The sequence below is a fragment of the Caballeronia sp. RCC_10 genome (assembly GCF_041360715.1).
GTDB lineage: Bacteria > Pseudomonadota > Gammaproteobacteria > Burkholderiales > Burkholderiaceae > Caballeronia > Caballeronia grimmiae.
In genome coordinates, this window is sequence record NZ_JBFUPT010000061.1 from 1 (window position 1) to 13,585 (window position 13,585).

A 13,585-nucleotide genomic window follows, 5' to 3' on the forward strand; every position below is an offset into this window, starting at 1 on the left:
CATATAGAGATGAACCTGTTGGTCGGTAATGCGGGTTCCAGACATGAGCTGACCGCTTCTTCTTCAAGCTTCGATCATCCCATCCTAAAGCCCCGTCGACCTGGCGCTGCCGGTGGCTCGTCGTCTCCTGCGGCTACGCCGCCTACGACTCCTCACCACCGGCCAAAACAAGCGTCAACGACCGGCCACGACAATTGTCGCTGCCCACAAGATGCTGGTCCAAATCTTGGAAGAAGCCTTGGAAGCTTACGAAAAAGCAGCTAGAGCAGCTACTCGGCAGGTATGAGGATTGTTGACACATGGCATCCCCTCCTGCGTCCTTGTGCTCTCGTTCGGACGCGGACTTAACCCGCTGTTGATTCCCCTCGCGGCGGATTTTCTTTGTTTATCGCTTCCGTCCGCCTAATCTACTTATGGCGTCCTCATGGCGTGGACGCGTTGGTGATTCATTCCCTGCTTGGCCCGCCTCTCTCCGGTGCGCGGGCTTTCTTTTTGTCCGCACGGTCTCTCGGTTCTGGCTACGTCTATTCTCCCTTTCCCGGGTTCGGCAGACTTGCGGCCCGTCCGTTGCCTACAGGCGCCTCTTTTAGATAGTTTTTATATTGTTTATGGGGGCTGGAACCGTTGCCCGGTAAGTTTTGCGGGACGCTATTCTCCCTTTCCGGGTTTGTCTCCCTTTTCCGGGTTTGTCTCCCTTTTCCGGGTTTGTCTCCCTTTTCCGGGTTTGTCTCCCTTTTTCCGGGTTGCTCTGCTTCGCAAGCCCGAGTTATCCACATTCTCCCATGGTTGCACTGAGGGGAGAAACGGTCCAGTATGCTCCCCGCCGTCTAGTTAAGGGCGAATGACCCGGAAAAGGGAGAATAGATTGACAGAAGAATTGAACCCGTCAACCGGGGAACGCTGGATAACCATGTCCAACGCCCTTACCCACAAGCGGGGCGGGCAGCCGCTTAAGCCTCTGCGGGTTGATATGCGATGGGTGGGTCGCTGCACCTATCACGAGGGCGAGGGATGGGTAGAGCTAGCGTGGTGGCCGGAGATACTCTCCGCCCTGTTCGGCCTCAAAAAGAACTTCACCACGTACCAACTCCAACAGGCTACGGCCCTGCGGTCGGCGTACTCGTGGCGAATGCTAGAGCTACTCTCCCGCTTTCAGTCTACGGGTTGGGCGGAATACGACATTGAGGACTTCGCTACCGCAATGGACGCCACGGAGAAGCAACGCGCGGACTTTGCGAAACTGCGGACAAAGATCATCGAACCGGCTAAAAAAGGAACTGGAGGAAAAGGACGGCTGGAAAATCGGTTGGGAGCCGATCAAGGCAGGTCGCAAGGTTAAGGCTATCCGTTTCACGTTCGAACGAGCCCCGCAAGGGCGCTTGCTCTAGGAGAAAAATTGGAACAAGACAAACACGATTCCATTACGCTGCGCATCTACCGCGCGCCCTCGGGCCGATGGGCGGGCTGTCTCCTTGTCGGTGAGAAGGACATTGGCTCTTTCGACGGATACGACAGTCCCGAGGACGTGGAGGAGGCCGTGCGGGAAAGCGGCGTATATCCCGACCACGTAGAGGTGTACTGAGGCATGACGACACGCGGTAGCGTAGCCCTCGGGGACGTGGCTATCCTGAAACGGCGGCTAAACCACGTACGATGCCCCGCCCCTAGCCTGGCCCTTTCTGAGCGGCAAAAAGGCCGTATCCGCACCTATCCCGGTTAAAGGTACGACCTTGAGCTAGCCCCGGCAGATATCGCAGACCTTTGAAGCGGCGCTCCAACTGGCCTATGCGCGGCGGAATCGGTTGCTTCGAGTGGTAAACGGACATGCTGCACCGCAGCAAAACCGGCTTTTCCGGGCCGGAATTCCGCTCGAAATAAACCCCGGTTGTCCTCAGTTTGGCCGAATGGTGCGCGGCCTCGTCCAGTGTGGTGAACTGGTTGATACTCATTCCACGGATAGCGAGGAAGTCCGTTAAGCCCTTCGTTAATCCGACCCGGATAGAAGACGCTGCGCGAGTCTATTGGGGCAACCAACCGCGTTGCGGCGCGTGGGCGCGTGTTGGTGGCCCGACGATGCGGACCGTCTTACGGCCTAGGACCCCGGACAAGCTCCTGAAGAGCTTCCCATCGGTCCAACTCATGCCCCAGCAGCACAAGCACATCAGAGGCTCTTAGCAAGTCCTCGAAGGATAGAGGCCTATTTTCAATCAACATCTGAAGCGTTGCGATCCGCGCTTCGTGTTGGGCTATTTGCTCCTTGATGACTTCCAAGGGCGGTGTTGGCTGAGTGTCCATATGGACACTGTAGGCGCTCAGGGTTCATTGGGGCAATAGCCGGGTTCGTGAACACAAAGTTCCCGGTTACTTTCACTGGGCACAAACGCCCCGTTGTGCGCGCGTGCCGCGCCCACGAGGCAGCAACTGGCACTCGAGGTCCGCCGAACCCAGGCTACAAGGGACCGGCGTAAAAGATGGGTGCTTCTCTGAGCGGGTTCACGCAGGCAGTGTTTTGCACTACAGCGGCTTGATGTTCGCCGCCTGCAGACCTTTCGGACCGCGCTTGGTTTCGAAGCTTACTTTTTGGTTCTCAGCCAACGACTTGAAACCCTCGGCACGAACCTCCGAAAAATGCGCAAAAAGGTCATCGCCCCCATTGTCGGGTGTGATGAAGCCGAAGCCTTTGGCATCGTTGAACCATTTGACCGTACCGGTTTCCATGATGATCCTTGAAGAGATAAGACTACTTTGGGGTGAGACACTGTGAGAGGTAGCCGGCCGGCGCATCGATCCTGGCTATGCCTGCAACGTTCGAAAAGCCGACTGCCGACGCGGCTGCGATTCTGTCTTCGGAACCGCCCCCTGATCGATCTCGTCCATCCCATGCTTCAAAGCAAACCGCCGTGCGTCGAGCGCGCAGGCGAAACTGCCTAATACTCCGCTGGCCGTTTGAATGCCGTCGCCATTCCGAAGAATCAGCATGGCGACATACATGCCATCGTCATAAGCTGCGAGTGGTCTGAGAACGAAACTCTTATAAGTAACCTCGCCGTTTTCCATCTATTTCTCCAAAACGAACGAATCATGTGATTGCCGACAGACGCTTAAGTAACTTGTCCGCGTGCAATCCGATATCTGCGTCTAGCCTCTTGGCGCAAACGTCTAGGATGCGACCTTTCCAGTATTCAGGGTCAATAATGAATGAGGTGGCGAAGAAAGCGTTTCTACTAGGAAACGTTTCTAATCGTGCCAAAACCACTTCGATATGGAGAAGCTCGCTCCGGGCTAATGCATTCGCGTTCATGTGAACTCCGCTTATCGAAGTGTTCTTCGGCTGCGCCGGCTCGTGATGACAAGGCGTTATCGCGCAGGTGTTGAAGGAAGATTTCGCGTCGGTGTTCGCGGACGTAATGCTGGAAGATTAACGGGATCGAAATCAGCATCGCGGCCCCGGTCACCGCGCATCCAATAAACGTTTCCGTCATGCGTATCCTCACTTAGCGGCGGCTAACGCGGAACGTGTCGAACTGCAAACACTGGCTTTATCTAAACGTTTGAGACATTTTATCGAAACAAAAGGTGTGCACAATAGGTACGTCTGGGTGTTTACCCTTTCTTTCTAGATTATCTTCTATGAGTTTTTAATTTTCAACGACCGATCGTTTTAAACAGCGAAATTATTACTGATATTTCGTGTCTTAATTATATTAATAATATAACAGCGCGATTAAACAGCGCGCGTCAGTCTAGTGTTCCAGACGATGCGCTGTGAGAATTGATTTATGCACTTGAGTATTTGGTGCAAGCAAGGCGACCGACGTTGCGCGACCAAACCGGACGCGGAATACCGACAAGCTGGTAATTGTCGTGTCGCGAGCGGCGACCCGTTGCGGCGTTCCCCGTCCGGTGGCCCCGGGTGTCTTTTTCTGCAAAGAAGGGTCATTCGGCGGGCCCCGCCAGTTCAACGGGCCGCGAGATCGACTGCAAACACCACTTTGCCGACGTGCCCACTTGCTATGGCTGCTGCGTGATCGCTCCGATAACCTGCAGTAACGCAGTCAAGGTTACCGGTTTGCCGAGATGCGCATCGAACCCGGCGCGCAACGCCCGCGCAGCGTCCTGATCACGTCCGAACCCCGTCAACGCTATAGCAGGAGCTTTGGCCATATTCGGCCGCTTGCGCAGTGCCTCGATCAGTTCATACCCGCTCATGCCAGGCATAGCGATGTCCGACAGAATCAGATCGAATTGACGTTCCTCGGCCACGGCAAGTGCTTTTTGCGCGCTGGACTCAATGGTGACCTGGGCGCCTTCGATTTCGAGCAGCGCGCCAAACGCCTCCAGGCCTTCGATCGAATCGTCAACCAGCAGAACCCTGAGTCCCTTAAGGATGCTGGCGTCGGCAACACCCGGCGACTTCGAGCGCACGGCAAAAGGAGAATGCTTTGGTAACCATAACCGGAAACAAGCTCCCCGACCGACCCCGGCCGATTCCCCTTCAATCCTTCCGCCATGCATCTCCGCCAGTTGCTTTGTAAGCGACAGGCCAATCCCGAGTCCGCCGCTATCGCGTTTGACGCTCCCGTCGGCCTGACTGAACATGTCGAAGACCTTGGGCAAGAACTCCGGCGCAATGCCCTTGCCCGAGTCTTTGACTTCAATGCAGGCAAAGCGTTTATCTTCGGACAGAGCAACCCTAACACTGCCCCCACGAGGTGTGAATTTGAGCGCGTTGCGAAGAAGATTCCATAGCATCTGTTCGACCCGCACGGAGTCACCCTGAACGACAAGTGCAGTGTCGGTCCCGGACGTACTCAGCGCGATGCCGCTATTTTCCGCATCGGTAGCGCACGCTTCCGTTACGGAGCGAACGACGGCGGCGAGGTCCACGTCGGCGAAATTCAGGGCGAGCTTTCCCGTGCGTACCCGGGACAGATCGAGAAGATCGTCGATAATCTTTGCTTGACTGATGACAGAGCGCTGAATGGCCTGGGCCGCGTCCCAAACCAGAGGAATATGCCGTGCATCGGGAGCACGACTGAGCAGCTCGGCCTTCACGTGAATGAGATTCAGCGGATTCTTGAGTTCGTGTGACAGTACGGCGAAGAATTCATCCTTCTGGCGATTGATGGATTCGGCCTGCGCACGCGTCGCTCGCTCCAGCTCAAGTTGCATCTGCTGTTGACTCTCCACGCTCTTCTTATCGGTCATGTCACGAGCGATCTTGGCCAATCCGCTGAAGCCTTCGCTGGTGACTTTGGTCATCACCCCGCTGCAGTAAATTCTCCTGCCATCTTTACGTTGATGCCATCGTTCGTCTTCGGCACGACCAATCGCCTTTGCGGTCTCGCGTTCCCGACGTGGGACATGTCGCGCGCGGTCCTCCGGCGTGAAGATCAGATCGACGAGCTTGCCCAGCACCTCCGGTTCGTCATAACCAAACACGCGCTGTGCACCCCTGTTCCAGCTCACGATCCTGCCGTCCAGATCCTGGACGATGATCGCGTAGTCGTCGGTGGCGACTGCGGCAAGCTTGAGCCGTTCCTCTCCCAGACGAACCTCCTGCTGCGCGAGGCGTCGCTCCGTGATGTCAATCAGCGTCATCACAGCGCCGTCAATATGGTCCTCGCCGGTTCGGTAAGGCAGCAGCCGGATCAGATACCATTCACCGCTCGTCGTGCTAACTTCGCGTTGCGTAATCTGCAGGCTTTGGAAAGTAGCACGCGCGTCGGCGGCCAGCTCCGGATAGATGAGGCGATGCGTCAGGTCGAACAGCGAACGGCCAATGTCCGTTTCGATCAGGTTGAATAATCCGACAGCGGGTGCGGTGTATCGTTTGATGCGCATCTCGCTGTCGACGAAAATCGTGGCGATGCACGTCGACGCGATCAGGTTTTGCAAGTCGTCGTTGGCCTTCGCCGTTTCTTCGACCTTCGCCTGAAGCGCGCTGTTGACGGTGATGAGCTCCTCGTTGACCGACTGCAGTTCTTCCTTGCTCGTTTCGAGTTCCTCGGTCGCTGAGCGCATCTCTTCGTTAATCGCCTGAAGTTCTTCGTTTGAAGCCTTAAGTTCCTCATTTGAAGCATTAGATTGCTCAATGCTCAGTCGCAGGAGTTCCTTGGTGCGATGCAATTCGCCCTCAAGATGTGCGACGAGCGGATTTTGATCCGGGTTGCTCTGCTCTGCCTGGTCGGGGCGAGTCGTTTCCTCAACCTCATCGAAGAAAACCGTGCAGAACACCGCCGAGTCCGTAGCATCGTTGAACGGACGAACCGTCATGTTCACGTAGGAATGAGTGGCGCCGTGCGAGAACCGCACACGCTCGGCATCGACGCTCCTGCCGTTTTGCAGTGCCTGAAAGAGCGCGGCGCGCAATTCAAGCCCCAAATCAGGGTTGATGAGTGTGAGCAGATTGTGCGAGGGCTCACCACCGACATAGCGTAGGAATCGCCCGACGTCGTCGGACATGTGCAGGATCTCCGCGTTCCTGTCCACTAACACACTAGGCGGTGCGTACCGTTCGATCGCCTGCTGATGAAGAGTCGCGAAAGTCAGGCCTGCGGGGTCGCGCATCGGTGCCGGCGCGAGCGGGCGCGGCGCGGGGGCCTGATTGCCGGTCACAGCCGGCGACGAGATCGACGGGACCTTCGTGGGTAATATTCTTGCCCGATAAATGCGGTGTTTCTTATCGACCGTACTGAACAGATCGTCCGCGATGTCGACCGACTCCGAGGTCCCCAGAAACAGGAAACCACCCGGCTCGAGCGCAAAATGAAACGTTTCGAGCACCTGACGCTGCACGCTACGGTCGAGATAGATCAGCAGATTGCGGCACGACACCAGATTGAGATGCGAGAACGGCGGATCGCGCAGCACGTTGTGAGGCGCGAACAGAACACTTTCCCGCAGCGCCTTGTTGATCACGTATCGGCCGCGCTCCAGCGTGAAGAAACGCCGCAGGCGCGCAGGCGGAACGTCGGTCAGAATTGACTCCGGGTAGCTGCCAGCCCGTGCGGCTTCTATCGCCTGCTGATCGAGGTCCGTTGCAAAGACCTGCAGCTTCGGTAATTCGGTGCTCTTTGTCTTGCCCTCGTTGAACAGCATGGCGAGCGAGTAAGCTTCTTCACCCGTGGAGCACCCGGCCACCCATGCGCGAACGGACTCACCCTCCGCCTTGCTGCCGATGATGGCTGGCACGACTTCACGCTCGACCGCCTCAAATGCCTCACGGTCACGGAAGAAGTTCGTCACGCCGATCAGCATGTCGCGAAGCAGCGCGCCTGTTTCGTCCGGATGGGTTTCAACGAAGCGCTGATAGGCAAGCACGTCCGGCAGGCCGTTGACCTGCAATCGGCGCTCGATCCGCCTCAATACCGTCGCGCGCTTGTAGTGCTGGAAGTCATGGCCAGTACGGACACGCAACGCCTTCAGGATGCGTTGCAGCGCGTGCTCTGCCGCATCCATGCCGTCTTCAGCCCCTTCTGCCGCCGTCCCGCTCGGGTCGACGTCGGCGGTCGGAAGACTTATCGAACGGGCGTTCCCGGCCAGTTCGATCAGCTTCTGCGGGATGTCGACAACCGGCAGCACGATGTCGACCTGCCCGGTTGCCAAAGCGTTGGCCGGCATCTCCCCGTACTCGGCATCCTCCGGCGATTGGGCCAGCGTAATGCCACCGCATTCCTTGACACGGCCGATGCCGACTGCGCCGTCGCTGCCCGTGCCTGACAGAACGACGCTAATCGCACGTTCGCCGTGTGCTTCGGCCAGGCTGCGAAAAAACAGATCGATCGCGACAGGTCCGCCCCGGCCGCGCTCGGCTGGCGTCACGGACAGGTAACCATCGGTCAGCGACAGCGCGGTCGCCGGAGATATCAGATAGACGTGGTTTTTCTCGACCGGCGTGGCCTCGGTCACCTGCAGGACCGGCATGCGGGTGACGCGCCGCAGAACGTTGTCGGCCTGGCTTTCGTGCGAAGGCGAAAGATGGAGGACAACCACGAACGCCATGCCCGGGTCCCGCGGCATGTGTTCAAAAAATCGGATTAGCGCTTGAACACCGCCGGCCGACGCACCGATTCCGACGATCGGAAAGTCGAGGGCGGAAGTTTTGCGAAGCGCTGCCGTCTGGTTGCCCGCAGCATGATCTGATTTTTCCATCTGACGAAGACAACCTAGACTTAAGTATCGACCAGTTTAATCTGATATGGAGCAGCAGAAGTAAGCACTGGTTTCTTCTAAAGACCGGCGCGCAGCAAGAACCGGAAGACCCGGGTCTAACGACATGGGTCTAACGGGGCGCATTTTTTCATGCTGATGCAAATGGCTCGTCGTTTGCTGGTCTGCTCGACGGAGGGGAACACATGGATCAAAGACGCAACGGAGGGCAGGTCGTGGTAGTGGCGGCGTCGCTGGGTGGGCTGCAAGCGCTGCAAGCGATCGTCTCCACACTGCCTGCCGATTTCCCGGCGAGTATGTTCATCGTCATGCATATTGGCACGTGGCCAAGCCAGCTACCCAAGCTGCTCGCCGCAGAGAGCTGCTTACCGGTCGTCCATGGCTCCCACGGTGCGGTCATCACCGCGGGGACGGTTTATATTGCACCGCCTGATCGGCACATGCTTCTTGCTGAGGGCAGCATTGTCCTGTCGAGCGCGCCGAAGGAAAACTTCACGCGGCCGGCCGCTGACCCGCTCTTTCGTTCGGCAGCGGTCAATTATGGGAACCGCGCAATCGGCGTTGTGCTCACCGGAAAACTGGATGACGGCGCAGCGGGATTGAAGGCCATCCATGCCTGCGGCGGCTATACGATCATTCAAGATCCGTCGACCTGCGTTGCTCCCGACATGCCCAAAGCCGCTCTCAAAGCTGTTCCACCCGACGTGGTCGCTCCGATCGAGGACGTAGGCCCGGCCATCGTCAAAGCGTTGACAGACCATTCGTCGGAGGGTGTTGACATGAAAGAGAGAGCGCGCGCCGCGCTTGAGCTCAAAATTGCCGCCACCGGCCATTCATCGCCAGCCGAGCTGGAACGACTCGGACATCGCACGAGCTTGACCTGCCCGGACTGCGGCGGCGTCATTTGGCGCATCGGTGAGGGATATCCACTCAGGTATCGGTGCCATACAGGCCACGCCTTTTCCGCGATGTCGCTGGAGGCGGAGCAACGCTCAGGTGCCGAGAATGCGCTGTGGTCAGCGGTTCGACGCCTGGAGGAGAAGCTGCTTCTTGCGCACGAGCAACTTTCTCTGGCGGAGACGACACACAGCGTCGACGTATCAGCGTTTCGTGCCGAAATAGCTCCGTTGGAGATCGCGATTGAGACGGTCAGATGCTTAGCGATCGAGTCGGTCGCTACACTCCCCAATCAAAGCGTTGAGTAATGCCGCGGCCGATCCGCCTGCGGCCGGTCGGTTCGGCGCGAGGGTCCAGGTGCTTGGCGGCGCTTGCCCGCAACATAAAGATCACCTTATCTCCGATTCGCTCGTTGCTGCTCTGCACCAACAACCACGAGTAACGTCTTGTTTGGTTGCCTAGGCAAGCGCCCTTCTACTGACTGATAGGTGGACAAACCTACTATCCGGGCCGCACCGAATGAGAGGCCCATAGTAAGGGCTACGCGTACAAATTCAATTTAGCCGATCTGCCGCTAATCAGATCGCGCGGAGCTTCAGTTGCTTGTGGACCTCGGGGTCCACGTCTAGGTTAAGGCGGACAGGCTTAGTGAACCGCCCCTAAAACGAACTCCCCGGCGGCACCTCAGGCAATCGTGCGAGCAGAGGTCGTTCGATGGCTTAATTATGTTTAGGCCCTTGCTGCACTGCCGCACTGCTGGCCCCGTCGCTTCGCGTTATGTGGAATGGCGAACATCCTCGTTCTACCGGTCGATAGGTGCCCGTTGCTTAGCCAACTATCTGCCCCTCATTGCCAGCGTGACGCCTATATTGCAACGTGTCGAAAGATTTGCCCGCCGCTCTCGCCATAGCCGCGCCCACCAGCCCGCCTCGGCTTTCTCCGTGGGCGTCGTGGCCACAATCAACCGGTTTACCGCCTTGTCGAGGTGGCGCAGCGCATAAACTCGGCGCGGATGTGGGTTGCGTTGGCAATCGAGTGTGATGACAAGACAGGTCGGACCGGGACTCGCCAAACCGATAACGCATGCAAAGCAATCGCCGCGATTCCGGGCGTTGGCTTGCTGACAGCGACAGCTACCGTTGCGACCTTCCGCCGGTGCCAACCTGCTTGGGCACGAGACCGAGCTAGGCAGCAAACTCGCGCCCGGACCTGAAGGCCTTCGCGTCGCCCATGGGTGAAATCGAGGCACGGTCAGAAAACGAGCTGCTGGGCAAGGAGCGGCAGGCCCGACACCCTTTGGTCAACCGGAGGTCGTCGAAATGAGCCGCACGATCTCCGCTGACACTGGCAAACCTTGTGCAACGGTTGCAGGTCGCGCGCCGCGAGCTCGCGCTGGAGTCAGCCATCAACCGGCTGGATCGCTTCGACCTGGTCATCCTGGACGATTTCGCATATGTCAGCAAGGGATGTCGCTCTACTGGCCGGGCGTCCCGGTCCCTGCTGCTTGCGCTGCAGGGCAGTACGGCGACGGTAGCTTTCGACGTTCAGTTCAAAGGAACAGCGGCTCATTCGGTGAGGTCGATGCCGTGCTGATCCTCCTGTGTCGGTGGCACGCCAACGCAGGCAACGCTAGCCGGCGTCAATCAACCCCGGCATCACCTGAATGTGGTGGCGTGGGTCTTTCATCCACGTCTGCAGACGCCGTTCAATGTCAGCGATCTGTTTGTCAAGCCGCTCAAGGTCGCTCCAGAGTTCGCGTAACGACTCAATCAGCATCGCCGGCAGACGCTCGGCCAGCTTCGCGAGCACGCCGGGAATCGCCTTGTCGAGCGCGGCGCGGCTCTTGGCCATTACCTCGCCGTATTGGGTCAGCAACCCCCGCAGACAGTTCATCTGCGCCGTTCGAAACTTGATCTTCTGTTGCCGCAACCGGTGCAGCGCCAGTACAGCCTGCTGCCCTTCTGTCTTTACTGCGACGGCCTTGCCGGGCATCTGCGTGGCCATCCAGATCGCACGCGCATCCGCCGGGTCATTCTTGTTGCCCATCACGAAAGCCTTGACGAACTTCGCCGGCATCAGTTTGACTTGATGGCCCATCTCGATTAATCGTCGCGCCCAGTGCTGGGCACCTCCACAAGCCTCCATGCCAATCAGACAGGGCTCGCGATTCGCGAAATGCTCAAGGAATACGGCACGCTTCAGTCGCTTGCTCACGATCTCACCTGAGTTAGCATCGACCCAATGCAGTTGGAAGACGTTCTTCGCGATATCCACCCCGACCGTCGTATACTTCATTTCGGACCCTCCGGTTCGCCTGTGAAGATCTCAATGATCTTCCATTTGGGCACTTTGATGCCGTCGGCCCGTGAGGGTCCCCTTCCTTCAGCCTCTCGCATCCGGTAGGTGGGGGCGTTCATTCCATTTGTCGCGCGTCTCTCATCCGGATTGTGGCGCCACAGGCTCGATCCGCCCAGAGTTCAAGGTTAAGCGAACAATGTTCAAAGTTAAGCGAATCTCGACAGCTCAAGCCTTTGTTCGTTATGGACCGCGAATCTCGCGCGGCTTCTGTTACTGCTGCTCGATCATGAAGCGATCACGGTTGCGAGCATTTGCGATCCAGCCCGGCGCACGGCCCATTCCGCTCCACGTCGCGCCAGTCTTGGGGTCGCGATACTTCGCGGTTGTACGCCCTTGAACGGTGCCTTGCGCTTTTTGCGGCGTTCGCCCGACGCGCGATTGCTCGTGTCGTTCGCGTCCAAAAGGTCCGCGAGCGTTAGTCCGCATTCAGCCAGCGTACTTTCGACCGCCGCCAAAACGGCGGACTTGTATTTCGCGTGTTCCGCCTCGATCGTTGCTTGCAGCTTCACCAGCGCCGCGTCTTTTCCTCTTGCCATCGATATGCCTCAGTTTGCTTCCGGCGTCCGGCCGGTCGGAGCGCTGACGCGCCTGGTTTTATATCCGGGTGCGCGACATGGTTCGTATTGGGCGAAGTCTCATTCCCACGGGATCCGCCGGCCTAGCTTGCAGGTTCGTTGGCCAGATCAACTACCGGCTAAGCGGAGCTTGTCTTTCTTTCGGCAGCTGCTCGTCGGCTTCCATCCTGTGCATTGTTTTGGTTGCACAACCGATCGAATCCGAAAAGCTTCGCACCGTCCAGGTATATGCACGCTACCAGCCTGCAATATCTCTATCTTCCGCCACTCGATATCTTCGTCGCCATACTCCGCAGGCTCCTTAAGCAGGTCCTCGAACTCGTACGGCGCGCCTATGTAGAACTTTCCCTCCAGCGCAGACGGGGATGCCGATAAGGTCTTGCCGATCGAGCGGTGTGACGAGCCTCATAAATGCTCACGCACGAGTGTTACTCCCTTCCCCATTTTCGCGTTATCTGCTTCGCCAGCGGTCAACGACCGCTTGAGCCCACACAGTTCCCAGCTCACTGAAAGCATCGACAATTGAGCAACCTTCATCTGCTAAAAGGTCCGCTCGGTTAGCCGCGATTGCAACGTAAAGGCGGCCTGCCTTGCCAAGCGTCTGATAGTCAGACAGGTCGCCGTTGATAACCGCCTTCGCCGATGCGTCCAGACTGTTGAATGGGATGTCGTTCATGTTCTTCCGTTCGGTTCGGTTGGCGCTCATTGTAGTGCTCAAACGCGATGGCCAGACGCGAGAGCGCTGTTGGTGCGTCGGGCTTGTCCATATACGCGACGTAGTTGTGCTTCACGGTCTTCACGAACGATTCGGCCGTGCCATTGCTCTGCGGTGTTGGGCGCAAAGTAATAATGAGCCACTCCGCGCGAAGTAAAGCTGAGCCACCTTTCAGTACAGTCGGTCTTTTGCGCGCAGAGGCCGGCGATGCTCCAGAAGGAACAGTGGATGCAAATCCATGTGCTCAAAGCTCAGGGCGTATCCGAACGCGAGATCGCGCGTCGCCTGGGCATTTCACGCAACACGGTGACGCGGTATTTGTCGGCAGAAGAGGTGCCGCGCTATAAGCAGCGAGCCCCCCGGGCTACCAAGCTTGATGCGTTCGAGACGTATGTCGTTGAGCGCATGCGAGCCGCCGCGCCTGAGACGATCGCAGCGCCTGCCCTGCTTCGAGAGTTACGTGCGCTGGGCTACGACGGGCAGTTGCGCAGTCTTCAGGCGCTGATGAAGCTTCACAAGACGGTGGCGAAGCCCGACCCTGTCGTGCGGTTCGAGACCGATCCGGGGCGCCAGATGCAATGCGACTTCGTTGTGTTCCGCCGAGGCGCGCAGCCTCTCTACGCCTTCACGGCGACGCTCGGGTTCAGCCGCTGGCGTTGGGCGCGTTTCACCACGAATGAGAGGGCCGAGACCCTGGTCGCGTGTCACCACGCGTTGTTCGATGCGTTGGGCGGTGTGCCGCGCGAGATCCTGTACGACAACGCCAAGACCATCGTGGTTCAGCGTGATGCCTGAAGCGCACCGGGAACCTCGGAGACCGTTTTGCTGGAGTTAAGCAGCCATCGGCACTCCAGCGAGTTGCTCATAG

At 58.2% G+C, this 13,585-nt stretch carries 9 protein-coding genes and 3 pseudogenes; 5 read left to right on the forward strand and 7 right to left on the reverse strand.

Translation table 11 applies throughout. The annotated features are described in order from the left end of the window. The first annotated feature begins 865 nt into the window (after window positions 1-865). The 3 genes from AB6804_RS30660 to AB6804_RS30670 are packed head-to-tail and all read left to right on the forward strand — an operon-like array spanning window position 866 to window position 1,582. Complete coding sequence (locus AB6804_RS30660; protein WP_244798061.1) at window positions 866-1,339, forward strand: replication initiation protein; 474 nt, start codon at window positions 866-868, stop codon at window positions 1,337-1,339. After that, window positions 1,302-1,388: a hypothetical protein gene (locus AB6804_RS30665; protein WP_342346310.1), complete on the forward strand. Its 87-nt coding sequence runs from the start codon at window positions 1,302-1,304 to the stop codon at window positions 1,386-1,388. The genes AB6804_RS30660 and AB6804_RS30665 overlap by 38 nt, the downstream gene beginning before the upstream one ends. Window positions 1,389-1,396: 8 nt before the next feature. Continuing rightward, on the forward strand, window positions 1,397-1,582 hold the full coding sequence (locus AB6804_RS30670) for a hypothetical protein (RefSeq protein ID WP_244798060.1): 186 nt from the start codon (window positions 1,397-1,399) through the stop codon (window positions 1,580-1,582). A 932-nt stretch (window positions 1,583-2,514) separates the two neighbouring features. Here AB6804_RS30670 and AB6804_RS30675 read toward each other — a convergent pair. The 3 genes from AB6804_RS30675 to AB6804_RS30685 form a co-directional block, all read right to left on the reverse strand. Beyond that, entirely contained in the window at window positions 2,515-2,718 is a 204-nt protein-coding gene (locus AB6804_RS30675) for a cold-shock protein (RefSeq protein WP_244798059.1), read from the reverse strand. Window positions 2,719-2,793: 75 nt separating this feature from the next. Then, window positions 2,794-3,057: a hypothetical protein gene (locus AB6804_RS30680; protein ID WP_244798058.1), complete on the reverse strand. Its 264-nt coding sequence runs from the start codon at window positions 3,055-3,057 to the stop codon at window positions 2,794-2,796. A 954-nt stretch (window positions 3,058-4,011) separates the two neighbouring features. Next, window positions 4,012-8,154 (reverse strand): CheR family methyltransferase, encoded by a 4,143-nt coding sequence (locus tag AB6804_RS30685; RefSeq protein ID WP_244798057.1) that lies wholly within the window; start codon window positions 8,152-8,154, stop codon window positions 4,012-4,014. Between the two features lie 203 nt (window positions 8,155-8,357). On the opposite strand from AB6804_RS30685, the gene AB6804_RS30690 reads away from it, so the two are divergent. After that, window positions 8,358-9,377 (forward strand): chemotaxis protein CheB, encoded by a 1,020-nt coding sequence (locus AB6804_RS30690; protein WP_370889659.1) that lies wholly within the window; start codon window positions 8,358-8,360, stop codon window positions 9,375-9,377. 1,336 nt (window positions 9,378-10,713) lie between these two features. Here AB6804_RS30690 and AB6804_RS30695 read toward each other — a convergent pair. From AB6804_RS30695 to AB6804_RS30710, 4 genes and pseudogenes are all read right to left on the reverse strand, one after another. Continuing rightward, a pseudogene (locus tag AB6804_RS30695) lies at window positions 10,714-11,364 on the reverse strand (IS110 family transposase); the annotation flags it as partial. A 273-nt stretch (window positions 11,365-11,637) separates the two neighbouring features. Continuing rightward, window positions 11,638-11,853, reverse strand: a complete 216-nt coding sequence (locus AB6804_RS30700) for an H-NS family nucleoid-associated regulatory protein (RefSeq protein ID WP_280519462.1) — start codon at window positions 11,851-11,853, stop codon at window positions 11,638-11,640. Between the two features lie 600 nt (window positions 11,854-12,453). Next, complete coding sequence (locus AB6804_RS30705) at window positions 12,454-12,678, reverse strand: hypothetical protein (RefSeq protein ID WP_244798079.1); 225 nt, start codon at window positions 12,676-12,678, stop codon at window positions 12,454-12,456. Next, window positions 12,611-12,835 (reverse strand): annotated as a pseudogene (locus AB6804_RS30710) (integrase core domain-containing protein); the annotation flags it as partial. The gene AB6804_RS30705 and the pseudogene AB6804_RS30710, both read right to left, overlap by 68 nt. 89 nt (window positions 12,836-12,924) lie before the next feature. Here AB6804_RS30710 and istA point away from each other — a divergent pair. Continuing rightward, window positions 12,925-13,509 (forward strand): annotated as a pseudogene (istA, locus tag AB6804_RS30715) (IS21 family transposase); the annotation flags it as partial. Window positions 13,510-13,585: the final 76 nt, after the last annotated feature.